Annotated in this window: 19 protein-coding genes; 8 read left to right on the top strand and 11 right to left on the bottom strand. The window is 53.9% G+C overall.

The window, feature by feature from the left end:
* Positions 1-66 precede the first annotated feature (66 nt).
* Positions 67-1,521: a glutamate synthase subunit beta gene (locus V9K95_RS05540; RefSeq protein ID WP_115052251.1), complete on the top strand. Its 1,455-nt coding sequence runs from the start codon at positions 67-69 to the stop codon at positions 1,519-1,521.
* A 207-nt stretch (positions 1,522-1,728) separates the two neighbouring features.
* Here the strand turns inward: V9K95_RS05540 and V9K95_RS05535 are convergent, their stop codons facing one another.
* On the bottom strand, positions 1,729-3,033 hold the full coding sequence (locus V9K95_RS05535) for an SGNH/GDSL hydrolase family protein (protein WP_337345095.1): 1,305 nt from the start codon (positions 3,031-3,033) through the stop codon (positions 1,729-1,731).
* Positions 3,034-3,100: 67 nt separating this feature from the next.
* Positions 3,101-4,327 carry a lytic murein transglycosylase gene (locus V9K95_RS05530; protein ID WP_115052253.1) on the bottom strand — a complete coding sequence of 409 codons (1,227 nt, stop codon included), beginning with the start codon at positions 4,325-4,327 and terminating at the stop codon, positions 3,101-3,103.
* Between the two features lie 296 nt (positions 4,328-4,623).
* Here V9K95_RS05530 and galU point away from each other — a divergent pair, with 296 nt between their 5' ends.
* Positions 4,624-5,526, top strand: a complete 903-nt coding sequence (gene galU / locus V9K95_RS05525) for a UTP--glucose-1-phosphate uridylyltransferase GalU (protein ID WP_162802453.1) — start codon at positions 4,624-4,626, stop codon at positions 5,524-5,526.
* A 221-nt stretch (positions 5,527-5,747) separates the two neighbouring features.
* Here the strand turns inward: galU and V9K95_RS05520 are convergent, their stop codons facing one another.
* Positions 5,748-7,508 carry an outer membrane beta-barrel protein gene (locus V9K95_RS05520; RefSeq protein ID WP_336439629.1) on the bottom strand — a complete coding sequence of 587 codons (1,761 nt, stop codon included), beginning with the start codon at positions 7,506-7,508 and terminating at the stop codon, positions 5,748-5,750.
* Positions 7,509-7,664: 156 nt separating this feature from the next.
* On the opposite strand from V9K95_RS05520, the gene V9K95_RS05515 reads away from it, so the two are divergent.
* A complete protein-coding gene (locus V9K95_RS05515) occupies positions 7,665-8,660 on the top strand; it encodes a KpsF/GutQ family sugar-phosphate isomerase (RefSeq protein WP_307279922.1) in 996 nt (331 codons plus the stop codon).
* A 176-nt stretch (positions 8,661-8,836) separates the two neighbouring features.
* On the opposite strand, the gene V9K95_RS05510 is transcribed toward V9K95_RS05515, so the two are convergent.
* The 3 genes from V9K95_RS05510 to hemH all read right to left on the bottom strand — a co-directional run bounded on the left by V9K95_RS05510 (position 8,837) and on the right by hemH (position 11,432).
* Positions 8,837-9,295 (bottom strand): NfeD family protein, encoded by a 459-nt coding sequence (locus V9K95_RS05510; protein ID WP_115052256.1) that lies wholly within the window; start codon positions 9,293-9,295, stop codon positions 8,837-8,839.
* Positions 9,296-9,313: 18 nt separating this feature from the next.
* Positions 9,314-10,300 (bottom strand): SPFH domain-containing protein, encoded by a 987-nt coding sequence (locus V9K95_RS05505; protein ID WP_307279917.1) that lies wholly within the window; start codon positions 10,298-10,300, stop codon positions 9,314-9,316.
* A 103-nt stretch (positions 10,301-10,403) separates the two neighbouring features.
* Complete coding sequence (gene hemH / locus V9K95_RS05500) at positions 10,404-11,432, bottom strand: ferrochelatase (protein ID WP_307286215.1); 1,029 nt, start codon at positions 11,430-11,432, stop codon at positions 10,404-10,406.
* Between the two features lie 265 nt (positions 11,433-11,697).
* Here hemH and V9K95_RS05495 point away from each other — a divergent pair, with 265 nt between their 5' ends.
* Positions 11,698-13,176 carry an NCS1 family nucleobase:cation symporter-1 gene (locus V9K95_RS05495; RefSeq protein ID WP_336439630.1) on the top strand — a complete coding sequence of 493 codons (1,479 nt, stop codon included), beginning with the start codon at positions 11,698-11,700 and terminating at the stop codon, positions 13,174-13,176.
* A 178-nt stretch (positions 13,177-13,354) separates the two neighbouring features.
* Here V9K95_RS05495 and V9K95_RS05490 read toward each other — a convergent pair whose 3' ends face one another.
* Positions 13,355-15,238: a 5'-nucleotidase C-terminal domain-containing protein gene (locus V9K95_RS05490; protein WP_336439631.1), complete on the bottom strand. Its 1,884-nt coding sequence runs from the start codon at positions 15,236-15,238 to the stop codon at positions 13,355-13,357.
* Positions 15,239-15,416: 178 nt separating this feature from the next.
* On the opposite strand from V9K95_RS05490, the gene V9K95_RS05485 reads away from it, so the two are divergent.
* On the top strand, positions 15,417-16,115 hold the full coding sequence (locus V9K95_RS05485; RefSeq protein ID WP_336439632.1) for an alpha/beta hydrolase: 699 nt from the start codon (positions 15,417-15,419) through the stop codon (positions 16,113-16,115).
* 78 nt (positions 16,116-16,193) lie between these two features.
* Here the strand turns inward: V9K95_RS05485 and V9K95_RS05480 are convergent, their stop codons facing one another.
* Positions 16,194-16,574: a hypothetical protein gene (locus V9K95_RS05480; protein WP_115052262.1), complete on the bottom strand. Its 381-nt coding sequence runs from the start codon at positions 16,572-16,574 to the stop codon at positions 16,194-16,196.
* A gap of 116 nt (positions 16,575-16,690) precedes the next feature.
* On the opposite strand from V9K95_RS05480, the gene V9K95_RS05475 reads away from it, so the two are divergent.
* Positions 16,691-17,098 (top strand): VOC family protein, encoded by a 408-nt coding sequence (locus V9K95_RS05475; protein WP_115052263.1) that lies wholly within the window; start codon positions 16,691-16,693, stop codon positions 17,096-17,098.
* Positions 17,095-17,559, top strand: coding sequence for a GNAT family N-acetyltransferase (locus V9K95_RS05470; protein WP_336439633.1), 465 nt, complete (start codon positions 17,095-17,097; stop codon positions 17,557-17,559). Before V9K95_RS05475 ends, V9K95_RS05470 begins: the two co-directional genes overlap by 4 nt.
* 39 nt (positions 17,560-17,598) lie before the next feature.
* On the opposite strand, the gene V9K95_RS05465 is transcribed toward V9K95_RS05470, so the two are convergent.
* The 3 genes from V9K95_RS05465 to V9K95_RS05455 form a co-directional block, all read right to left on the bottom strand.
* Complete coding sequence (locus V9K95_RS05465) at positions 17,599-19,044, bottom strand: homospermidine synthase (RefSeq protein WP_115053209.1); 1,446 nt, start codon at positions 19,042-19,044, stop codon at positions 17,599-17,601.
* A gap of 153 nt (positions 19,045-19,197) precedes the next feature.
* Positions 19,198-20,097: a heme-dependent oxidative N-demethylase family protein gene (locus V9K95_RS05460; RefSeq protein ID WP_307279903.1), complete on the bottom strand. Its 900-nt coding sequence runs from the start codon at positions 20,095-20,097 to the stop codon at positions 19,198-19,200.
* A gap of 18 nt (positions 20,098-20,115) precedes the next feature.
* Complete coding sequence (locus tag V9K95_RS05455) at positions 20,116-21,978, bottom strand: M3 family oligoendopeptidase (RefSeq protein ID WP_307279900.1); 1,863 nt, start codon at positions 21,976-21,978, stop codon at positions 20,116-20,118.
* A gap of 489 nt (positions 21,979-22,467) precedes the next feature.
* Here V9K95_RS05455 and V9K95_RS05450 point away from each other — a divergent pair, with 489 nt between their 5' ends.
* Entirely contained in the window at positions 22,468-24,282 is a 1,815-nt protein-coding gene (locus V9K95_RS05450) for a DUF882 domain-containing protein (RefSeq protein WP_115053212.1), read from the top strand.
* The last annotated feature ends 76 nt before the right edge of the window (positions 24,283-24,358 follow it).

Here is a 24,358-nt window from a genome sequence, read left to right as displayed (position 1 = left end):
GTCCAGTGCTGCCCGTTGATTTAAATCGATATGGGTGGTCCTCCGAGAGGCGAGGGGAGCAGTTTTATGGGTAAGGTTACAGGTTTTCTTGAAATAGACCGGCAGGTTGGCAAGTATCAACCAGCGTCAGATCGTATTCGCCATTTCAGGGAATTCACCATTCCCATGACCGATGGCGAGGTCAAAAAGCAGGCGGCACGCTGCATGGATTGCGGCATTCCGTTTTGTCATGGCCCTACGGGTTGCCCGGTTCACAATCAGATCCCTGACTGGAATGACCTCGTCTACAATGACAATTGGGATGAGGCGATCCGAAACCTGCATTCCACCAATAATTTCCCTGAATTTACAGGCAGAATCTGCCCTGCGCCTTGCGAAGAAGCCTGTACGCTGAACCTTGAAGATGTGCCGGTATCGATCAAGACGGTCGAGCAGGCCATCGCTGACAAGGCCTATGAAACCGGTTTTATCATTCCTCAACCAGCCGCTTCCAAGACCGGCAAGAATGTTGCGATCATCGGTTCGGGTCCGGCAGGGATGGCGGCGGCGCAACAACTTGGCCGCGCAGGACATGAAGTTCATGTTTACGAACGCGAGAGCAAGCCAGGTGGATTGCTGCGATATGGCATTCCGGATTTCAAAATGGAAAAGCATTTCATCGACCGGCGGGTGAGTCAGATGGAAGGTGAGGGCGTCACTTTCTTCTGTGGCGTCAATGTGGGAATTGATAAGCCAATTCAGGAGCTTATCGATAGCTACGATGCCGTTTTATATTGCGGCGGCGCCGAAACGCCGCGCCCTGCAGGCATTCCCGGCGCTGAATTTGAAGGTGTCCACGATGCGATGCACTATCTGGTTCAGCAAAATCGTCGTGTAGGCCGTGAAAACATTGAATCCGTTGCCTGGAAAAGCGACTCGATTGTCGCGTCCGGAAAGCACGTTGTGGTTGTTGGCGGTGGTGATACGGCGTCTGACTGCGTGGGCACGGCATTCCGTCAAGGCGCGGTAAAAGTGACCCAGCTCGACATCCGCCCGCAGCCTCCAGAAAAAGAAGACAAGCTGAGCGTATGGCCTTACTGGGCAACGAAAATGCGTACTTCTTCATCGCAAGCCGAGGGTGCTGCCCGTGAATTTCAGGTGGCAACGCTTGAATTCATTGGAGAAAATGGCGAGCTGACCCATGTGAAATGCTGTGAAGTGGATGAGGCACGCAAGCCTATTGCCGGAACGGAATTCTTCATCAAGGCCGATCTTGCCTTCATCGCCATCGGCTTTTCCGGCCCGTTCGAAGACGGGATTGTCAAAGAGCTTTCCGGTTCGCTGGAAATGAAAGCCGACCGTCGTGGCAACCGCTCGGTTGTAGCGGATGATGTCGATTATCGTACCAGTGTCGACAAGCTTTTCACCGCTGGCGATGTCAGGCGGGGACAGTCTCTGGTGGTCTGGGCGATCCGGGAAGGTCGTCAGGCGGCAGCTTCAATAGATGAGGCTTTAATGGGAAGTTCGGTGCTCCCTCGATAGGTATTTCTACCGCGCGCAACCAAATTGCACGCGGTAGTTACAATTCTTCGGCAAAAATCGACGATTCTTCGGCAATTCCCAGAGAGTTTTCGTTGTTTTTGTATCAGTTCCGGAAATTCTGATTTGAGTTCGCAACTTGTCGGATTATTTTTGCGGAAATCCCGATGACAATCTCATGCACGTGGCGCGGGAGTATCAGTGTCGGTCCTATTTGGCCGGTTTTGGCCAAGAAAAATCATTTGTGCGTCCGGGCTGGCTTGCTGGTGTCACACCCTGTTTGATGAGCAGATCGCGGTCCGATTTTTCGGCAGCGGGGACGGAGCGCGTGGAGGCGCCAAGTAGATCGGTGCCGCCGTCCAGCTCGGGATCATTCAGGCTGATTGGCGCAAGCCTGTCAACTCTGACAGGACCGGATGGGGTTTCCGGCAATGCCTGCACGGGAGCACCCGGTTTGATGGCGGCAATATCGGGCGCGGTGGCTGTACCCAGCATTTGGCGCAATGGCTTTTCGACATAGAAAGCGAGTTTACGCTTGCCGGCAGGGGTCAGGCCGATTCCGTCATTGTTACGCAGGCGCGCCGTTTGCCCCGACATATCGAAGCCGGTAAGCGTAAATGAGCCACTTTGATCAACAAAGCCATCCCACACATCGACGAACGTGCCTTCGGCTTTTTCAGCGGCATTGCGATAGAGTTCATTAAAGGCCAGTACGTCATTGGTCATGCTCTTGGTTTTGAAAGCCGGTTGCCCGACCCAGACGACCGGTTTGCCGGTTTTCTCGACAGCATCTAGAAATGCACCGAGCCGAGCCTGATACTCCTTCGACCATTCTTCACTCAGGAATGGTTTTCCCTTGGCCTCAGACTGAACACCGGTAAATTGCTGCCGGTCATTGGCTCCCGCCATCACCACGACGACTGAAGGTTTTTCCGTTTCAATCAATCCACCTATGGTCATAGGCCAATTGCGATGGTCGTCGCGCACGAACCCGGATGAGCCATCGGCCTTATCAATGACGCGCACGCCGGGGCTATCGATAAAAGCTGCCTCAAGACCCTCTGCCAGACCGCTGGCCATGAAGTCGCCAACGACAAGAACTGTCTTGGCATCAGGCAATTTGTCAGGAATGGTTGGTTCAACCGCTACCGATGGCGCGGGTCCCGATTGCGGTCCTGCCGGAACTGCTTTCGGGCGCGCGGGTTTGGTTGCGCGATTTTTAGGCCGAGGGCGGACCCTCCGGCCATCATCGATCAGGCGGTCGGTATCTTCGCGATAAATTTCACGACGTCCCATCAGCATATCGAGCAGGGTTCGGGCAGCAGTGGTTTCGGTGAAAACGAGTATCCCAGAAAGTCCGAGCGCCATAGCAAAACCTGCCAGCCGTATAATTCTTTGCTCGGGCGCAGTGCGTGGTTCGACTTTCGACAAGCGCTCAGGAAGCTCACCACGAGGAAGCTTCGTGGGTTGCAAAGAAAGTGGCAACCTCTGAGTTTCTTTAGTTTCTGCCGTCAAACCACATTCCTCACGGTGAGCTTGTCGAACCACGCTACACGTTCGCGCAGTGCGACAGACTCTCCCCCTACTTCTTGCGCAGGATCGTCAGCACTTCCTTGCTGGGGTGACCATCAGGGTCCAGGCCCATGCGGGTCTGGAATGCCTGAATGGCATTGCGCGAACCACTGCCGATCTTGCCATCTACCTTGCCGTCATAATAGCCGAGTTCGGTCAAATGATGTTGAAGTTCTTCGCGTTCTTTCATTGTGATGGGCGTAAACGGTCGGTTCCAGTCCTGACGCAGGCCCGTTGAACCGGCAATCTGATCGGCCAAAAGGCCAACGCCCAATGCATACTTATCGGCATTATTGTAGTTTTTCAGCACGAAAAAATTCTTGGTCATGAGGAATGACGGGCCTTGGCGTCCATCCGGTACTTTCAACGTCGCTTTTACGCTGCCATTGGGGAAAGCCTTGCCATTGGCCCGGACGACTCCGAGTTGTTGCCACTCTGCGATGGACTTTGAACCGGCGGGGAATTTGCGCCCGGCAGGCAGCACAACCTCATAACCCCATGTCTGGCCGCTCTGCCATCCATTCTTGCGAAGAAGATTGGCGGCTGTCGCCAAGGCATCAGGCACGGAGTTCCAGATGTCGCGTTTGCCATTGCCATCCATATCCACGGCATAGGCGATATAGCTTGTCGGAATGAACTGCGTATGGCCGAGCGCGCCTGCCCATGAACCGGTAAGGTGACTGCGGTCAATATCGCCGGACTGAAGAATTTTCATGGCGGCAATCAATTGCGTGCGGCCGAATTTGCCCCGGCGCGGGTCAGCATAGGCAAGAGTGGCGAGCGAGCGCACAGCATCGCGCATCACATCATCGCGTTTCATGATCTCGCCGTAGTTGGTTTCCATCGACCAGATTGCGAGAAGAATATTGCGATCAACGCCGAATGATTTCTCAATGGCACCCAGCCAACGGCTGTACTTCTTGGCCATTTCGCGGCCTGTTGCCACCGAGTTTTCATTGACGCGGTTATCAATATAATCCCAGACAGGCGCAGTGAATTCCGGCTGGAATTTCGCCTTCTCCAAGACTTCCGGATCGATCTCCGTGACGCCGGCAAAGGCGCGCTTATAGGTTGCCGCAGAAATGCCGCTGGCCATCGCCGTTGCCCTGAAATCGGCGATCCAAGCCTGGAACTTTGCATCGGCGGAGGCATTGTTGACGTTGAGTGACAGGATAAGACCCGCCGCAGCTGCAATCATGCAAAAACGTTTAGACAATGCCGACGAAGCTTCAATCATGTTATGCCCTCGAAATGTGTTCCCACAGGTTCAGACGATAATATTAGCATGTCAAAGTTAGGAATTAGTTTACCATGCCTTCCTCAGTGCCCACATTAACATCGGCAAAGAATATTTATTTTACAGGCCTGTGCATTTTCGTTCTTTGAGGCCAGATTGTCCAGGATCTAACCAAAAACCAGAATCGGTATTTGGGAATTATATCAAAATTTGAATTGTTACTGCGGCTTTTGTGAGTTCACGACGACAATAGATGCTTTAACAAAGAAATCGCATGCAACACCAACGAGGTACCGATGACGACACTGAAGAAAATTCGCAAGGCCGTCTTTCCCGTTGCGGGTTTTGGAACCCGCGTTCTTCCAGCAACAAAATCCATTCCGAAAGAAATGCTGACAGTCGTCGACAAGCCAGTCATTCAGTATGTGGTCGATGAAGCGCGCGAAGCTGGTATTGAACATTTTATTTTCGTTACGGGCCGCAACAAGGCTGTTATCGAAGATTATTTCGACGCGCAGTACGAGTTATATTCATCGCTGACGGAGCGCGGTAAAACAGCCTTGCTGGAAGAATTGCAGAGCATTCAGCCAAGGCCGGGCACAACCAGCTTTACCCGTCAGCAGGTGCCGATGGGGCTTGGCCACGCCGTCTGGTGCGCACGCGATATCGTCGGCAATGAGCCATTTGCGCTGCTTTTGCCTGACATGATCATGCAGCCGGAAAAGAATGGCTGTCTGGCCGATATGGTGGAGCTATACAATCAATCGGGTGGCAATATCGTTGCGGTGCAGGAATGCGACCCGGCTGAAACACACAAATATGGTATTGTCGGGCAAGGCAAGCCGGTCGGCAATGGGTTTGAGCTGACGGAAATGGTAGAAAAGCCCGCCAAAGGCACTGCGCCTTCAAATCTTTACATTAATGGCCGCTATATTCTCCAGCCGGAGATTTTCAACATTCTGGAAAATCAGGAACGCGGTGCGGGCAATGAAATCCAGCTGACGGATGCCATGCTCAAACTGACCAAAGAACAGGATTTCTTCGGTTATCATTTCAAGGGCCGTACCTATGATACCGGCTCCAAGGAAGGCTTCGTTGAGGCCAATGTGGCCTTCGCACTGTGGCGCGAGGACATCCGCAATGGTGTGTTCGACAATATTGGCAATATGCTGAAGACGATCAAGCCAAAGGGGCAGTGATCTATTTTAGTTGGGAGCGGCCTTGGCTGCTCCCAATGTTTTGCGTGGTTCGACGAGGCTCACCATGAGGAAAGTGAGTTGATTGCAGGGAATCGAAATCCTGCAAAGTTGAAAATCATCATGCAGCCCCTCAGAGTTGTGAGGTAGGACCATGCAATCAACCGACCTTCCTCATGGTGAGCCCGTCGAACCACGCATTAATTCAATGCAATAGCTTAGTATTACCGCTGCAATGTCACGCCGACATACACACTCGTCTCATCGGTATTGCGTGATTCAACGTCGCTGCGGACAAGCTGGTGGCGGGCGCTGACATCCAGCCCGACAAAACGATTAAACCAGTAGGTTGCACCGATCTCGGCACCGAAACCCTTATCCAGTCCCGTATCATCTTTATTGTCGCGCAAAGAAGCGATCAGTTTGGCGTTAAAGTCCAGGTTGGCCCGGACCTGACGTTTGATGCCAACCGTTCCTTCATAATAGACCGAACCGCTTTCTCCGGGGGCGGTTGCGCCTTCGACACGGGTCAAAAGACCGATATCGACATCGGTTCCGCGCTGCGGAGACCATTTGATCGCCGCATCCGCACTGAGGCCTTCGACAGCTTGCAAACGGTCATCGTCAATACCTTGGCGTAAATAGCCAAGTGCGAACTCGCCTGACATTTTTTCCCCGAAATCAATCTCGACGCCGCCGCGAAGCCCTGAACGCACACCGGAACGGCGATAGCCGCTAAAATCGACTTTCTCATCATAAATGAGTTTACCAAACTCGACCTCGACAAAGGGCTTGATGGCAGGCGACATTTCAAAGCCGCCACGCAAGGCGATGCTGGCGAAGGTGTTGTCGCGATCTTTCTGGCTGACAGCGATATTGCCGAATTCGGCATTGCCGTAGGTGGTTCGATTGACCTTGCCTTTGACATCGCCGAAAAATTTGCCGAACTCGTGGCGAAGGCCAAGCATTCCATCAAGCTCTTGCACGCCAGGACGGTTTGATGTGCCTTGAAGCGTTGTTGGCGCGCTTGGATCTTCCTGCCGATAGCGATAGCCCGCTTCACCTTTTACAGTTGTGCGTGCGCCGAGATCCAGTTGAAAGCCAGCACGCAGCCCAATATTGGGCGCTGAATATTCCTCACCGGAAAGGGTCTTGTCATAGGTCCCATCAAAATCCAGCCATGCGGAATGGCGTGACCAATCTGTCGTGGCACGGGCACGCAGCCGGGTTTCCGACAGGATGGCGGATTTGCCATCCGAACTATTATCGGCATTGGTTGTTGCCCGCAGGCCCTGACTGAGGGAGGGGCGCAAAGTTACTGTTCCGGCCCGTATGCCGAGCGGCGCGAAGGGTTCAGGATCGGGACGCGGTATACGGCGCTCAATCGCCGAAACAGGCATATTGTCCTTTTCAGCGCGATTTTCCGCCGGATTGGCTTCCTGACTCTGTTCGATTGCGCCGGTGTCATAAGGATTTTCCGGATCTCGGTCAGTGTTATTTTCGTCTCCGGCCGCGGCTGTGGGGCGTGGCGCTCCTGGCCGTGGTTCCGGTGTTGGCACTGATGCCGTCGGAACTGGCGTCATCTGATCCTCCGGCGAGGGCGGCGGGTTCAGTCCACCGCTATCATCGGCTGGACCGCTCGGAGGGCTGCCGTCGTTTTGAGGTACACCCAACAATCCCAGATTTGAACTATCATCCTCGGCGGGCAGGGCGCCGGGGCTGACAGGCTCATAGGCGCGGGAGGGAATGCCGGAATCGGTTGTAGCTGCGCGCGAATCAGCGGGACGTGTAGTTTGCGTCTGAAGGGTGTTTCCCTGAATAGACCCGCGCAACTGAGAGTTGTCTGGCAGAACAGTTTGCTGAGCCAGAGCAGGGCCGCAAACCATAGACACAGTGCTGCCAAGCAAGATTGCGATGACGCAAAGATTGCTTGAAGCTTTGAAGCGATAACTCGCTTTTGCGCGTGGTTTGGACGAATGAGTCAATAGATTTGCCAAAGGGTTCGAACCTTCAACGATGGTAAAGAAGCATGGTTAATGACTTGATAAGACCGCCGGTTTTGCGCGGTGCTCATGCGGATTTGCGAAGCGGCAATGAACAAAAATTGGACATGAGCCAGCGGAAGCGCTAACGGTTTGCCCATGCAGGCTATAAATGACACCAAACTGGACAGGTCCGCAGCGGTTGACTCCGCAAAACGGACAATTGCAACCGAACAAGACGGGCTAGTTGCGCTAGGCGCAGCGCTGGAAGGTTCGATGGCCGATGCGTTCTGCCGCGCGATTGAGAAAATCGCTGCAATCAAAGGGCGCATCATTGTTACCGGCGTTGGCAAGAGCGGCCATGTCGGCGCCAAGATCGCTGCGACATTTGCCTCGACAGGCACACCGGCCTTTTTCGTACATCCTTCGGAAGCCAATCATGGCGACCTTGGCATGATCGCCGCCGATGACGCTATTCTTGCGCTGTCATGGTCTGGCGATACGGCGGAACTGAAAGGAATAGTCAGCTATTCGCGGCGGTTCCGCATTCCGTTGATTGCGGTGACGGCGGGTGAAAAATCAGCACTGGCAATGGCTGCCGATGTGGTGATCCTGATGCCGCGCGTGGCGGAAGCCTGTCCGCATGGCCTTGCGCCGACGACATCTACGCTGATGCAACTGGCGATGGGCGATGCGATTGCCGTGGCGCTGCTTGAGGCACGCGGCTTTACCCCTGGTGACTTCAAGACATTCCATCCGGGCGGTTCACTCGGTGCCAGCCTCACTCATGTGCGCGAGATCATGCATCGCGACGACCAGATCCCCCTTGTGCCGCTTGGGACGCTGATTCCCGACGCGATGAAGGTTCTGTCCGAAAAACGTTTCGGTTGTATTGCGGTCGAGAATGCCGATGGCACGCTGGCTGGCATTATCACTGACGGCGATCTTTCGCGTAATCTGCACCGCAGTCTGGTGACAATGACCGTCGAAGAGGTCATGACGCGGAACCCGAAGACTGTACCGCCGACTATGCTGGCAAGCGCCGCACTGGCTTTACTCAATGATCACAATATTGGTGCGCTGATCGTGACTGAAGACAATTACCCGGTCGGGATCGTGCATTTCCATGATCTGTTGCGCATCGGCGCTGCATAAGAGCGTTGTAATTCGATTGTGCGTGGTTCGACGGGGGCTCACCATGAGGAAAGGTGGGTTGATTGCAGGGAAACACTCCTGCAGCGCTGGCGAATTAACCCGCAGCCCACTGCCCTTCCTCATGGTGAGCTTGTCGAACCACGCATTTTGTTGTGCAATGAGCTAAAGCGTTTTTGCTAGAGCGCTTCGACCCGCAATGTTCCCTGATCGATCCCGACGATTTTCACTGGCGTTCCGGCGGCAAGGTCCGGACCTGTGACACGCCAGAGACTATCACCGACACGCGCGCGGCCCCGGCCATTTACGGTCGCTTCTTCAAGAGTAACAATCTGGCCAATGAGCTGTTCACCGCGCCGGTTGAGCAAGGGTTCGTCTGACTCCGCATCGGTTGCGCCGACGAGTTTGCGCCCGATGAAAACGGCGATCAGCGAAAGCACCAGAAACAGGATGACCTGCACCTGCCAGCCAAATGGGAAAGCTTCGCCAAGCAGGATGACAAAGCCGCCGACAATGAGCGCGGCGATGCCGAACCAGAGGAAGAAGATTCCCGGCGCGGTCACTTCCAGGATCATCAGCAAAAGGCCAAGTACGATCCAGTTCCAGGGGCCAAGTTCCGCAAAGAGACGTTCCAGCATTTCAAAGCCTCACCCGAATTATGAATTCGTTCCGCTGGTACCTGGAACGGTGCGTCCGCGGGCTGGTGCAGCAGGCGGCGATGCAGGCGCATTATCGCCGAAAACTTCACGAGCAATTGCGCCAATGCCGCCAAGCGAGCCGACAAGGGCGGAGGCTTCCATCGGCATCATGATGATTTTCTGGTTGGGGCTGGAAGCAAACTTGCCGAAGGCTTCGGTGTATTTTTGCGCGACGAAATAGTTAAGCGCCTGAACATTGCCGCTGGTGATGGCGGCTGACACCATTTCGGTTGCCTTTGCTTCAGCTTCCGCAAGACGCTCGCGGCCTTCAGCTTCGCGATAAGAGGCTTCGCGCTTGCCTTCTGCTTCGAGAATTTGCGATTGCTTCAAACCCTCAGCGCGCAAAATCTGCGCCTGACGGGTGCCTTCAGCTTCCAGAATGATGGCGCGCTTGTCACGTTCGGCCTTCATCTGACGGCCCATGGAATCGAGCAAATCCTTCGGTGGATTAATGTCTTTGATCTCCACGCGGGTCATTTTAATACCCCATGAATGCGCGGCCTCGTCGACAACGCGCAGCAGCCGATCATTGATTGTATCACGGTTGGAAAGCAGCTCGTCGAGAACCATGGAGCCCATGACGGTACGGATATTGGTCATGGTCAGGTTCAAAATGGCGTTTTCCAATCCGCTGACCTGATAAGCCGCCTGTGGCGCATTGAGGATCTGATAGAAGGCGATGCCATCCACGGCAATATTGGCATTGTCCTTGGTGATGACTTCCTGGGTAGGAACGGCAAGCACCTGTTCCATCATGTTGAGCTTGGCGCCGATGCGATCGAAGAATGGGACAATGAGGCTCAAGCCCGGCGATAGAGTGCGGGTATATTTGCCGAAACGTTCAATGGTGTAATTATAACCTTGAGGCACGGTTTTTACGCCCGCAAACAGAATTGCCAGTACGAGAATGGCAAGCACTGGTATCGTGAAATCAAAACCGCTCATTGTATCGCCCCCTTGGTCGGCCCTGAGGCCCGAAACTCACACTATCCCGTTTAGCGGGTCAGTGCACGATAGACCATAGTGGCAACATCAAAAAGCAGCGATTCTACACCCAACCCTGTAGTTCGCGGCGGACGAGCTGTTCGATGACCCGCATGCCTTCATCGCTATCATTGAGGCAAGGCACGTGAGTGAAGTTTACGCCGCCGTGCTCGTGGAAGATTTCCTCGCCTTCACCGGCGATTTCCTCAAGCGTTTCAAGGCAATCGGATACAAAGCCGGGGTTGAAGACAGCAACGGATTTCACACCCTCTTTGGCAAGTTTTTCCAGGGTCTTGTCCGTGTAGGGTTGCATCCATTCTTCGGGGCCAAAACGTGACTGGAAGCATGTTATCAGTTTGTCTTCGGCCCAGCCCAGTCTTTCACGCAGGAGCCGGGTGGTTTTCCAGCAATGGCAGGGATAGGGATCGCCGCGCTTGAAATAGCTCTGCGGTATGCCGTGATAGGAAGCGATCAATAGCTCAGGTTCAAAATCAAGCGTGGCATAATGCTTCTCGATCGATGTCGCCAATGCATCAATATAGACGGCCTCGTCCTGATAGGAGGGGACAATGCGGGTTGCCGGCATGAAGCGCATCTTGATCAGCGCTTCGAAAAATTTGTCGTTGACCGTTGCGGTCGTCGTTGCCGAATATTGCGGATAGAGCGGGAACATGAGAATGCGCTTGCAGCCTGCTTTATCCAATCGCTCCAGCGCCTGCTCGATTGAGGGCTGGCCATATCGCATGCCCCAATCGACAACGATTTCCGGGTGCTCGGCCAGAGCTACCCCAAGTTTTTCGCCTTGAGCGCGGGTATAGGTGCGCAACGGCGATTCGTTGCGCTCGCGGTTCCAGATCTTGTCATAGAGCGCGCCGGATTTTTTCGGACGTGTGTTCAGCACAATGCCGTAAAGCACGGGAAGCCAGATAGCGCGGGGCCATTCAATGACACGCTTGTCAGAAAGAAACTCCTTGAGATAACGGCGCATCGAGGTTTTATCAGTGCCATCCGGAGTGCCCAGATTGACGAGCAGAACGCCGATTTTCGACGTCTCAATATGCGGATGGTCTTGGGGTTTTTTAACCGTCGCCATCGGCTCGTCAGAAATTTTCATTGTCGTACTCCGCTTCTGCCGCCAGAAACTAGTGTCCGCCGGTATTATTGCAAGGGCACCAAAGGCCGCATGTTGAGTGCACAGATCAGGATTAAGCCGATTCAGTAAGTTTCGGAATTTGTGGCCGAACCACGCAGTATGCTTGGACATTAGCCCCATAAGTTTTTCGTCGCAGGCTTCCATTTGGCATGGAACTTGCGTTTAATCGGTTGTCTGCGTTCGTCACTCAAAGGAAATGACTGTCATGTCCAGCCACCAGCATGCAACGCCTCCCGTTCTTCTTGTTACCGACGCACATCCTCAGCTCTACAGCGCCGATCTAGCCCCCACCGCTCCTGAGGGACGAACCTGGGGCGCATTCAGCCTTTTTGCCATGTGGATGTCCGATGTCCATTCTGTTGGCGGCTATACATTTGCCGCGAGCCTGTTCTTTCTGGGCCTGACAGGATGGGAAGTTTTGATCGCCATGATCGTTGGCATAACGGCTGTCTATTTCCTGATGAACCTGATCGGTAAGCCGTCGTTGAAGTATGGCGTTCCGTTTCCCGTTGTAGCGCGCATGTCATTCGGTGTTATGGGCGCCAATCTTGCTGCTGTGTTACGTGGTATTGTTGGTATTGTCTGGTATGGCGTGCAAACCTATTTCGCCTCCAAGGCAGTTCAGGCGCTGGCAATTACCCTTGTGCCGAGCACTGTTGAACTGACTCGAAACGACATATTCGGGCTGTCGACGCTCGGCTGGCTCAGCTTTCTTTTCATGTGGGTTTTCCAATTGCTGATTTTCTTGCGCGGCATGGAATCCATCCGCAAGTTCATCGATTTTTGCGGGCCTGTGGTCTATGTGGTGATGTTCGCGCTTGCCATCTGGATATTATCGCAAACCGGCTTTTCCAGCCTGTCGCTGCAGCTTGCGCCACCGGCGGAGGGTTCTTCCCTGTCGCATATGGCGAATGCCTCCATGCTGATCGTTGCCTATTTTGCAGCGCTGCTGCTTAATTTTGGTGATTTCTCGCGTTTCTCGCGAGACGAGAAAGCCATGAAGATCGGCAACTTTCTGGGGCTGCCGGTCAATTTCATCGTGTTTGCCATCATCGTTGTGATCGTGACTGCCGGTACGGTTCAGGTCTTTGGCGAGGCCATTCTTGACCCGGTTGCCATTGTCGAGCGTATCAATAATCCTTGGATTGTCGTTCTTGGCTCGATTACCTTCATCGTCGCAACCATGGGTATCAACATCGTCGCAAACTTTGTCTCTCCGGCCTATGATATTGCCAATCTCTTTCCTGAGAAGATCAATTTCCGTATGGGCGGATTGATCACCTCCATTCTTTCGGTCCTCGTCTGCCCTTGGCTTTTTGTCTCAAGTCCTCAGGCGATCACCATTTTCGTCAGCATATTCGGTGCCGTTCTTGGTCCGATTTTTGGCATTATGATTGCCGACTACTATCTGGTGAAAAAGCAGAATGTTGTGCTTGAAGACCTCTACACAATGTCACCGGAAGGATCGCTTTACTTCGAGCGTGGCTGGAATAGCCGGGCGTTGCTGGCATTGGCGATAGCCAGTGTTATGTCTATCGGATTGTCGGTGCTTGGGGCCACGCAATATATCCGCAATGGTGGCGATTGGGGCTGGCTGCTCGGAGCAGTCATAGGTGGTGGTGTGCACTATCTGCTGATGCGAAATGTGCGTGTGCCTGCGGCAGCTTTGGGGGCAAAAGCCTGAAGCTGGGGTGGTGCGTGCCGATTATCTCTCCCCCCACGCGGGAGAGATAATCGGACGGTGAGGTGTGTATATGGCTCACCGTAAGGGATAGGCTGCTTGCATCTAGGCTGTGCGTGGCTCGCCCTCCTGAGCCTGTCGAAGGGCCAACCACGCACCACGCCATTGCAGCTTGTATATATTACTTGGCAGGCACTTTCATCTCGGCACCAACAGGCAGTTTCATAACTTTCATATCGGGATTTGCTTCAGATAGCTTCTTCCAGGAAAAACCATCGCCGTAGAGCTGTTCGGCAATATCCCAGAAATTATCGCCAGCCTTGATCACGTAGGAAGTCGGGGTTGTCGCAGGAGCTACGGCATCAGCAGGTTTGGCGGCATCGGCAGGTTTGGCAGCGTCTGCTGCCGGTGCTGTGGGCGTCGTTGTTTCGGAGGGAACGGGCACTGCAATCGGACTTGCGGATGTAATGCGGCCGTCCATCACTGGCTTGTATGGGTTGTTTTTAACGAGATAGTCGGCAAGGACTTCTTCAAGGCCGGGACCATAATCATAGGCATTGATCCCATTGGTGGTGAAGATCTTGTAGCCATCGCCGCCGGCGCGCATGTAATTGTTGGACACCACGCCATAGGTTGCAGCAGGATCGATCGGCTTCCAGCTTTCGCCCTGCATAACCTGAACATCGGAAATACGGCTGCCGACAGGCTTGGAAATGTCGAATGTATATTTCAAACCAGCGACCTGCGAAAAGCGGCCCGCGATTTTTTCAATCTGGCTCGCTCCATTCTCCAGAGCCGCAACGACATCCGAGCCGCGCAACTGGAATGTCGCAAGGGTGTTCTGGAAGGGTAGAACAGTCAGAACCTCGCCCATGGTCACTTCACCGGCATCAATTGAGGCGCGCAAGCCGCCGCCATTGATGATGGCAATAGTCACACCTTGCGCCTTGACGCGATCAAGCATTGCGTCGGCGACAAGATTGCCCATGCTGCATTCGCCGATGCGGCAGACTTCACGAGAGCCGTCGATCTCGCCTGCAGTATCGGCGACTTTGCGGGCCTTCAGTTCTTCTATCGGCTTGGCAAGTTCGGCCACGCGGGCAACAAGGGCTGCATCCGGCGTGACTGAAGAGTCGAGCAGGATCGGCGCGCCGGAGCTTGCCGTGACATTGCCGTCATCATCAAAGGTGACTTTGAGCTCGCCCAGATATTTGGAATAGGCCTTGGCCTGAACGATTGGAACCTCACGTCCTGCGGGATTTTTGACGAGGGTGGGGTAGGGGCCGCCAGAGTCAGGATCAGTACTGGAAAGCAGAGTATGGCTATGACCGCCGACGATCACATCAATACCGTCGACCTTGGCCGCAATCTCTTCATCCTCAAAATAGCCGGTATGGTTGAGCGCGATGATCTTGTTGACGCCCTCAGCTTTTAATGTGCCAACGAGCTTTGTCAGGGTCTCGATCTCATCCGCAAATTTGACAGTGGGTCCGGGTGTAGAGATTTCAGCCGTATCGGTCGTCAGGGCGGATATGATTCCGATTTTCTGGCCGCCGATTTCCTTGATCAGATAGGGTTTGAACTTACCCGCGATCAGCGGTTCTGAATCAGCCTGGGTATTGCTGGAAATGATGGGGATTTTGACCTTATCGAGGAATTTACCCAACACTGACGGGCCACCGTCAAATTCATGATTGCCCAGCGCCATGGCATCGTAGCCAATTGCATTCAGAAACTCGGCGGTGTCATCGCCCTTATAGGTTGTGTAAAACAAGGAGCCCTGGAATTCATCGCCAGCGTTGAGCACGATTACATTGCCGCCGTCCTTGGAAAGTGCCGCGCGGCGTTCATCGATCTTGGCTTTTACGCGCGCAATGCCGCCGAAACACTCATTCTTGGTCGTCTCTTCGGGCGAACAGGTGGAATCATATTTGTTGATGGCTTCGATGCGGGAATGCAGGTCGTTAATGTGCAGAATATTGAGCGTATAGTCGGCCATGGCGCTCCCCGCGCTGATGCCGAGGGCGGAGGCAGCTAGAAAAAGCTTGCCGAGAATTCTGGACATGACCTGCTCCGTTCAATTCGATGTGGTAATACATCAGCACCTTGATGTGCTTGTGACAAAAGCCATGGTTTCATCACTTTGCACACGATGCAAGAGAGGAAAACAAGCCTGTGTAAACACGCCAAGGCAATATTTAGTTCGGAAAATTACCTGTTCATTACAACAAGGAGTTTAAAACATGAGTGACAAGCCCACGGTTATTTTGGTGCACGGATTCTGGGGCGGTGCGGCCCATTGGAACAAAGTAATTATTGAACTCACGCGCATGGGGCATACCAATATTCATGCCGTCGAACTGCCCTTGACCTCACTCGGCGATGACGCCGAACGCACGCGCAAAATGGTGGCGCAACAAAGCGGCCCGGTTCTTTTGGTGGGACACTCCTATGGTGGTGCCGTCATTACCGAGGCGGGCAATGCGCCCAATGTGGCCGGTCTGGTCTATATTGCAGCTTTTGCTCCGGATGCAGGGGAAAGCCCTGGTGCTATCACGCAGGAGCACGTGCCACTTGCAGCGGCAAATCTCACACTGGACAGCGATGGCTATCTTTGGGTCAAGCCGGAACTCTTCCATGAAAGCTTCTGTCAGGATTTGACCGAGGAGGAAGGGCTTGTCATGGGGATCACCCAGAAGGCACCCTTGGCAAGCACTTTTGGCGATACAATCACTGCGCCCGCCTGGAAGACAAAACCGTCCTGGTATCAGATTTCCACTGACGACCGGATGATCGCGCCGGAAAACCAGAAACGCATGTCGTCACGTCTTGGTGCGCGGAAAATCATATCTCTTGACGCCAGCCATGCCTCGCTGGCGTCACAGCAGGTGGAAGTTGCATCGTTGATTGATGAAGCAGCAACGGAACTGGCGAAGAACTAGAAGATCGCCTTGCCGAAAGATGTCCATGGGAACCTCCGTGGACATCTGCAAAGTGGCGGCCGAAGTCGAACCGCGATCTTAAGCGGAGCGGCGCGTCAAAGAAAACTGCTGGCCCGAGGAGGACGTGCAGTTCAACTGGCCGCCACTCACGAGCGCACAATTGACCTTGGACTGCGTACCGCGAGCAAGCGAGCGAAGATCGATCTCGACAAGATTTGCAGATACGAACCGGTAATTGCCCTCGGCAAGTTTTTCCTTGGTATCATTGGCACGGGTTTCGAAAACACCGCCATTGAAGTTCGAGAATGCAACACCGGATGTATCGAACCATTGGCCCTGAACGGCGTCAGTGGGGCGTGCGGTCTGTACAGGCCCGCCATCTGATTGCGGCCCGCTCATGCAGCCGGCGAGGACAATGGTCAATGCGGCTGAACCGAGGCCAAGTGATAAACGTTTCATCCAAACAATCTCCCATGGGTGTGGCCCATAAATGACGCTAAAATTAAGCAATAACAAGACTTAAGTTTATTGATAATCTGCGGCAAGCTCAGATTCGTACAGCAAAGAGGGTGGGTATGATAGGATATACGATGGTCGGCACGAATGATCTGCGCAAGGCGGAAGCATTCTATGACCCGCTCATGGTCGAGCTTGGCCTGGAGCGCTGCTTTAGCGATGAGGTTATGTTTTCTTGGGGCAGAAAAACCGATGACGATGTTCCCCGCTTCATGGTGGGCCTGCCTTTTGACGGAGAGGTGGCAAGTGTCGGCAATGGCAACATGACCGCGTTTCGGAGCGAACAAGCTGGTCTTGTCGACAGGCTCTACGCATTGGCTCTTAAGAATGGCGGCAGCAGCGAGGGCGAGCCAGGTTTGCGCCCGCAATATGGGCCGGGATTTTATGCGGCCTATGTCCGCGATCCGGATGGCAATAAGCTCGCCTTCGTTTGCTATGATGCGAAGATTGACGATCAGGAAAAATGAAGGATCATTCTTTCCGGCTGGAGCAGGCATCTGAACAGGATTTTCAAAGATTGTTCGAGTTGCGGCTTCTCACCATGCGTGAAAGCCTTGAGCGGATCGGGCGTTTCGATGAGAGGCGGGCATTTGAGCGGTTCCGCAAGTCATTTCGAGCTGAATATACGCGACTGATTGTGCTTTCGGATGGTTCGCTCGGCGGTTGCGTGGCGCTTGGCCCGTCTGATGATGGATTGCTGCTAGAGCACTTCTACATTTCCCCGGCATTGCAGAATACCGGCTTGGGAACGGCGGTCCTTCAGACGCTTTTGATGGAATCGGATGAACGCGGCTTGGCTGTGCGCTTGAGCGTATTACAGAAGAGCGATGCTGGTCGTTTTTACGGGCGCAACGGATTCACCAATACCGGTGCGGATGAGTGGGACGTCTATTTTGAACGAAGCCCGCAAAAGAAACGGCACCTGTGAGGGTGCCGTTTGCCATTTCAGTATGGTCCAGAGCAAATATCAATGGACGAGAATATTGCGGAACTGCCAAGGATCGCTTTTATCAATGTCTTCCTTGAACAAGCCTGGCCGGTTTTCCAGCGGCGTCCAATCGGTGTAGTGACCTTTTAGCGGGCCGAGATATGGCGTCTGCACTTCGAGGCAGCGACGGAAATCAATCTCGTCCGTTTCCACGATACCCGCTTGCGGGTTTTCGAGAGCCCAAACCATGCCAGCTAGAACAGCGGAAGACACCTGAAGGCCGGTCGCGTTCTGATAGGGAGCAAGCTTGCGGGCTTCCTCAATTGTCAGCTGCGAACCATACCAATAGGCGTTCTTGTCGTGGCCATAGAGCAAAACGCCCAACTCGTCGGCGCCGTCCACAATCTCGGACTCGTCCAGCACATGCAGCTTGGTTTGCGGCTGGCCAGCAGCACCAAACATTTCATCAAGCGACAGGGTTGCCACATTGGATGGATGATAGGCGTAGTGGCATGTCGGCCGGTAGGTTGCCTTGCCCTTCTTGTCGAAAACAGTGAAGAAATCGGCAATCGAGATCGACTCATTATGCGTGACCAAAAGGCCGAACTGCGCGCCCTCTGTCGGGCACCAGGTGCGAATGCGGGTGTCAGCGCCAGGCTGCTCGAGGAAAATGGCGGCCTTGTTGCCCTTCTTCTGCTTACGGGCATTTTTTGGCATCCATTTTTCATGGGTGCCCCAACCAAGCTCAGCAGGCTGCAAGCCTTCTGAGATGAAACCTTCAACGGACCAGGTATTCCAGAAGACGCCGAAAGGCTTTGGATCAACGGCACGCTGCGTATCGCGCTCGGCAATGTGGATGCCTTTGACGCCAACCTGTTTCATCAGCTTGGCCCAGCCATGGCGATCTGAGCGTTCAGGCTCGGTATGTTCAATATTGAGGTCTTTGGCCAGATCAAGCAAAGCACGTTTGACGAACCATGAAACCATGCCGGGATTTGCCCCGCAGCATGAAACCGCGGTCGGACCGCCCGGGTTTTTCTTCTTCTCGGCAAGCAGCGTCTGGCGCAGCGCATAGTTGGTGCGCTCGGCATTGTCGATGCCGCTTGCATAGTAGAAGCCAGCCCATGGCTCGATGACCGTATCGATATAGAGCGCGCCGAGCTTGCGGCAAAGATGCATGATATCGACGGATGAGGTATCTACCGAAAGATTGACGCAAAACCCCTGTCCGCCGCCTTCGGTAAGAAGTGGCTTGAGCAGTGTCTTGTAATTTTCCTGGGTGACTGCTTCCTGAATGTAGCGAATACCGCGTTCATCCAGCAATTTCTTGTTTGCATCGCTCGGGTCAATAACGACCAAGCGGGACTTGTCAAATTTGAAGTGGCGTTCGATGAGGGGCAGGGTACCCCGTCCGATGGACCCGAAACCGATCATCACGATCGGACCAGTAATTTCTCCATGTATAGGCCATTTAGCCTTCGCCATTTTTTCGTTGCTCCTAATTTTGATCTCCATCATTGAGGGCAGCGGGTTGATATACCGCTTCAAAAGCAACCATAGAGCATAGTCATGCTCAAGAGCAAACAACCGCTGGCTGCTTTGAGGTGAATTTTTGCCCTAATGTTAATTAAAACAGGATTACAGACGATTTAGAGTGTCAATCAGCCGCTCGCGGATTGTCATAATACCTTTATAATTGGATTGGGCAGGATTAAGCGCCTCCAATTGGCGGCAAAAAGCTTCTGCGACAGCGCGGCATTGCGGATGTTTCTTCAATGCATTTACGGGGTCGAGATAAATACGGATCGTGAAAAGAATATCCCCGGACATGGGTAATTTACGCAAGGTCTGCCGCTCGACTCGAATATGGCAATGGGTTGCCAGATCATCATCGGTGTAAAGTGCCCCTTTCTGATGGCTGGCGAGCGGGTGATACATCTCATCACCTGGCTGCAAAGACCAATTCATGCGATAGACGGATCGATCAGGGCGCAGATTGTCAAACATGCGGGTTATCAAATCGGCATTGCGGGTGCCTGCATTAAAGTCAGGAACGGGCGCATGAATATCGTCCATGGACCGCCCGAATTTTTCCAGCAATGTCCATGATGAGGGAAAAGACAATGACGCAGCGGCAAGATGCCAGCCGCGTTTCTCGTCTTTGCGCATGAGAACCAGATCTTCCTGAACAAGATTTGCAGCACGGAGCAGCAAAGGCGTTTGTGCCGAGCCCAGCTCAATTTTATCGGGCCAACCGGAAACGGTAATCTCGTCACCATTGCGGGCGTAAAGTTGCGGATATCTGTCAATCAGATGAGCAGCGAGCAGCTCAAGAACTTCTGCTTGCGCGGCTTGCGTCCCCGGTTCCTCGACGAAAATCCGCTCAGCATGCAGACCAAAGAGCCGCCTCTTTTCTGCAAGATAGGCGAGAAGATTCTCGTCTACCTCTATCCAGTCTTTCAAATCCAGCTGTTGCAGCCCGATCGTGAAAGGCTGGCTCGATCCATCATAGGGCGTATGGACAGGCGCTTTATTCATGCTGATGGTGTCCTGACCCTAGTCCTGATCCATGGTCTCCAGCTCGTCGATAATGCCTTCAATAACCGACAGGCCTTTTTGCCAGAAGGCTGGATCTGTTGCATCAAGGCCGAAAGGAGCAAGCAGTTCGGAATGATGCTTGGTGCCACCAGCCTTTAACATGTCAAAGTATTTCTGCTGAAAGCCCGATTCCGCATTCTGATAAACGGCGTAAAGCGAATTCACCAGACAATCGCCAAAGGCGTAGGCGTAAACATAGAAAGGCGAGTGGATAAAATGCGGAATATAGGTCCAGAAATTCTCGTAGCCCGGGCCGAAATGCACCGCATCTCCCAAGCTTTCCTTCTGAATGTCCAGCCAAATCTCGCCGATCCGATCTGACGTCAGCTCACCATTGGACCGCTCGGTGTGAACGCGACGTTCGAACTGATAGAACGCAATCTGCCGCACGACCGTATTGATCATGTCCTCCGCCTTTTGCGCCAGCATCGCCTTGCGTTCGCGCTTATCCCTGGTCTTTTCAAGCAATGAACGGAATGTCAGCATTTCACCGAAAACCGAGGCGGTTTCGGCAAGGGTCAGGGGTGTTGACGCCATGAGCGCGCCCTGATCCCCGGCCAGTACCTGATGCACGCCATGACCAAGCTCATGCGCCAGGGTCATCACGTCGCGTGGCTTGCCCATGTAATTGAGCAGAACATAAGGATGGGCAGAAGGAACAGTCGGATGGGCAAATGCGCCGGGCGACTTGCCCGGACGCGTCGGCGCATCAATCCAATTCCGGTCAAAAAAGCGCTTGGCAATCTCGGCCATTTCGGGGGCAAAGCCATTATAGGCTGAAAGCACGGTTTCGCGCGCTTCGGCCCATGGAATGACCGCTTGTGGTGTTTCCGGAAGGGGCGCGTTGCGGTCCCAGCTATTGAGATAATCGAGGCCGAGCCACTTGGCTTTCAACTTGTAATAACGATGAGAGAGACGCGGATAGGCGGCCTGCACCGCTTCCGCCAACGCGTCGACAACTTCACGCTCAACACGATTGGCCAGATGACGGCTATCGGCGATATCCTCGAAGCCGCGCCAGCGGTCGGAAATTTCCTTGTCTTTCGCCAAAGTATTGGTGATGAGCGTGAAGATGCGCAGATTTTCCTTGAAAGTCTTGGCCAGCGCATCGGAAGCGGTCTTGCGCACTTCCGCATTCGAATCCTGCAGAAGGTTGAGGGTTGGTTCAATCGGCAATTCCTCGCCATTTACCTCGAAACGCAATGATGTCATTGTTTCATCAAAAAGCCGGTTCCAGGCGCCACGACCTGTAATAGACTTCTCGTGAAAGAGTTGTTCCAGCTTGTCATCGAGCTGGTATGGCTTGTCCTTGCGCAGATCGACCAGCCATGGGCGGTAATGGCCGATGGCGGAATTGTCATCCATGGCCTTTTCGATCAGTGCATCTTCAATACGGTTCAGTTCGAGGCCGTAAAAGATCAGATGGGTGCTGGCATCGGTGAGCTTTTGCTGGATATCGCCATAGAGCTTGGCATTTTTCGGATTGGAAGTATCGCTGGCATAGACCAGTCCGGCGTAGGAGCCGATTTTGCCCATCAGATCATCGAGCGCTTCATACTCTGCAATGGACTGAGCAAAATCGCCGCCCTGCGGTTTTGCTATTTCGGCGGCGAGGGTGCCTTTCCATCGTTCTTCAAAGGCGATGGAAAGTTCACCGGCCTTTTGCAGATCAGCCGTAAGTTCACTGCTTTCGGGGGAAGGATACAGATCAGCCAGGTTCCATTCCGGCAATATGCCAAGTGCAGCCTGTTCCTCCTTTACGGCGGCGGCGCCGGATTTTGGGGAAAAAACAGTGGCCTGCAATATGTTGTGTCTGTTCATCTCAAAACTCATTATTGCGCCATAAAATGGCTGGGCGTAGGAGGTCCGGTCGAATCAGACCAGTGGAAATCGGAACACTAAACTTAGTGCAAAGAGACGGCTGTGCAACGATTTGACGCCAATGGCGCAAACATGCTGACAAAGCCAAGTTGCATAGGCAAATGAGATTTTGACCGCTTAGAGGCGATATTTAGGCGCGGACGGGGTGGATTCTTTCGTCAAAACGCCTTATTCCTGTCGTTAACCAACTGTTGACCATGTCACATAACAGTGGATTTCATTCAGGTTTTTGCCATGCTCTCAACGTATTTGATGTTCAATAAGTGACCATTAACCATTAAATTGGATAATCCAGCTATTCGGGGACTTGAGAAAACGATCAAGGTTGGGACGACATTGTCAAACATGGTTCATGCACAGAGCGGTAAATTGACGGCAGGTTTTAACATGCGTGCCGGTTGGTTTGCGTTCCTCATGGTCTTCGCGTCGATGCTTTTTGTATCCGCTCAGGCTCAAGCCGAGACGAGAACTCTCAAGCTTTATTTCATTCACACGAAAGAACGCGCTGAAATCACGTTCAAGAAGAATGGACGCTATCAGCAGGATGGCCTGAACAAGCTGAACAAGTTTTTGCGGGATTGGCGCCGCAATGAACCGACCAAGATGGACCCACGCCTTTTCGATCTGGTCTGGTCGACCTATCAGAAGGTTGGCGGGCGAGACTATATCAATGTGGTTTCGGCCTATCGTTCCCCTACTACCAATTCGATGCTTCGCTCCCGTTCGCGCGGTGTGGCAAAGACAAGCCAGCATATGCTCGGCAAAGCAATGGACTGGTATTTGCCAGGTGTAAAACTTGCAACCTTGCGCAATGCAGCGCTGAAATTTGAAGCTGGTGGCGTTGGCTATTATCCGCGTTCCGGATCGCCCTTCATTCATACTGACGTTGGTAATGTCCGCCATTGGCCGCGCATGAGCCGCAAGGAATTGCTGGCGGTGTTCCCGGACGGCAAGACCATGCACATTCCGACCGATGGTAAGCCATTACCCGGTTATGAACAGGCGGTCGCAGCTTACGAATCCCGTAAGCGCAGTGGAGGTTCGATCCAGGTTGCAAGTTCAAGCTCTTCGCGTCGCGGTGGCAAGACTCTGTTTGGCGTATTGTTTGGCGGTGGCGCGGATGAAGAAGAGGATTCAGGCGAAAGCTCAGTAGCGGTTGCTTCGGCGCCGACACCGGCCCGGGGCACCACACGGCAAGCACCCGCCGCTGCCGCTGAATCCGACGAGGATTCAGGAGCTGCGCCAGCAACCACAGCCGGTAACCTTCCGGGCGTGATGGAACCTGCATTGCCAAACCGTAATGCGCCTGCGCCAGTGGCTGCACCGCGTCCTGAAACGCCGGTTGAGCTGACGCCGGAAGACAATCAGGCTCTTGCTTTTGCTGTGCCTGTGCCGCTGCGCCGTCCGGATTATGCGCCAGCTGTAGCAACGCCGGAGCCCTCAACGCTTAATGCGCTTGCAGCGGATAATTCAACGCAGGATAGTGCTGCAGCGATTGCTCAGATGATCGCAGCCAATCCGGCGCCGGAACCCGCGCCAGCAAATGTGGCGCAGCCGCAAATGGTGAATGCGCTTGTGCCTGTACCATTCGAAAAGCCGCGCACAGCGCCAAAGCAAAACGACATGATGGTCGCCTCCATTGTTCCAACGCAACGTCCGGCGAATATACCAGCTTCCGTTCAGACAGCGGATAACGACGTCATTCCGGTTCCAGACGATGATCTTGAAGCGATCATCAAGCAGTCTGATCCCGAACACAGCACTGTTGTGGCGGCGTCCGATCCTTCGCCGGAACTGCCAACCACTGTCGGCAAGACAGGTGGACGGGTGAAGAAGGTTACCGGCAATGATGCTGCTCAAGTTGCATCTGCCGCTCCCCAGCCTTCATTGCGCAAGACCATGCTTGAAGCCAAGGGCGGTGATCCGGTTGCCATGCTCGACAGCGGTGTGGTGACTACGGCCAAGGCATCCAAGCCACGCCGTCAGGCAGTGCAGGAGGCGCCGAAGGCGATGCAGGTCGCGTCCGATGTACCGGAGCGGGCACTTTCGAATGAGCAGGTCGCCGACACAGCACCGGCAGTTACCCCTGCAGTACTGCGCAATGAAACAATGCGCATGGCCCCGACGACAGTCTATGTCGCCGGATTCCAGCAGAAGTTGCCGGTTGCCGACGCCAACAAGTTTACCGGCAAGGCTGTGACCTTCATGCAGATCGCAAAGTTCAATCCCAGCCACGGCTCGTAAAACAAGACCCCTCCCTGCTGCTTCGCAGCTTCCCTCCCCACAAGGGGGAGGGTAAGGCTGCGGCGTAATAGGCTAC

Source organism: Phyllobacterium sp. CCNWLW183, from assembly GCF_037203775.1.
GTDB lineage: Bacteria > Pseudomonadota > Alphaproteobacteria > Rhizobiales > Rhizobiaceae > Phyllobacterium > Phyllobacterium ifriqiyense.
Note: the sequence above shows the minus strand (reverse complement) of the source record. Positions and strands in the feature narration are given on the sequence as shown.

Bases quoted from the DNA above. Each gene is read 5' to 3' on its own strand.
- V9K95_RS05480 (WP_115052262.1), bottom strand. From the start codon at position 16,574: ATGAAACGTTTATCACTTGGCCTCGGTTCAGCCGCATTGACCATTGTC.
- V9K95_RS05470 (WP_336439633.1), top strand. From the start codon at position 17,095: ATGAAGGATCATTCTTTCCGGCTGGAGCAGGCATCTGAACAGGATTTT.
- V9K95_RS05475 (WP_115052263.1), top strand. From the start codon at position 16,691: ATGATAGGATATACGATGGTCGGCACGAATGATCTGCGCAAGGCGGAA.
- V9K95_RS05490 (WP_336439631.1), bottom strand. From the start codon at position 15,238: ATGTCCAGAATTCTCGGCAAGCTTTTTCTAGCTGCCTCCGCCCTCGGC.
- V9K95_RS05450 (WP_115053212.1), top strand. From the start codon at position 22,468: ATGCTTTTTGTATCCGCTCAGGCTCAAGCCGAGACGAGAACTCTCAAG.
- V9K95_RS05510 (WP_115052256.1), bottom strand. From the start codon at position 9,295: ATGCTGGAACGTCTCTTTGCGGAACTTGGCCCCTGGAACTGGATCGTA.
- V9K95_RS05460 (WP_307279903.1), bottom strand. From the start codon at position 20,097: ATGAATAAAGCGCCTGTCCATACGCCCTATGATGGATCGAGCCAGCCT.
- V9K95_RS05485 (WP_336439632.1), top strand. From the start codon at position 15,417: ATGAGTGACAAGCCCACGGTTATTTTGGTGCACGGATTCTGGGGCGGT.
- galU (WP_162802453.1), top strand. From the start codon at position 4,624: ATGACGACACTGAAGAAAATTCGCAAGGCCGTCTTTCCCGTTGCGGGT.
- hemH (WP_307286215.1), bottom strand. From the start codon at position 11,432: ATGGCGACGGTTAAAAAACCCCAAGACCATCCGCATATTGAGACGTCG.
- V9K95_RS05515 (WP_307279922.1), top strand. From the start codon at position 7,665: ATGCAGGCTATAAATGACACCAAACTGGACAGGTCCGCAGCGGTTGAC.
- V9K95_RS05465 (WP_115053209.1), bottom strand. From the start codon at position 19,044: ATGGCGAAGGCTAAATGGCCTATACATGGAGAAATTACTGGTCCGATC.
- V9K95_RS05495 (WP_336439630.1), top strand. From the start codon at position 11,698: ATGTCCAGCCACCAGCATGCAACGCCTCCCGTTCTTCTTGTTACCGAC.
- V9K95_RS05530 (WP_115052253.1), bottom strand. From the start codon at position 4,327: ATGATTGAAGCTTCGTCGGCATTGTCTAAACGTTTTTGCATGATTGCA.
- V9K95_RS05505 (WP_307279917.1), bottom strand. From the start codon at position 10,300: ATGAGCGGTTTTGATTTCACGATACCAGTGCTTGCCATTCTCGTACTG.
- V9K95_RS05540 (WP_115052251.1), top strand. From the start codon at position 67: ATGGGTAAGGTTACAGGTTTTCTTGAAATAGACCGGCAGGTTGGCAAG.
- V9K95_RS05455 (WP_307279900.1), bottom strand. From the start codon at position 21,978: ATGAACAGACACAACATATTGCAGGCCACTGTTTTTTCCCCAAAATCC.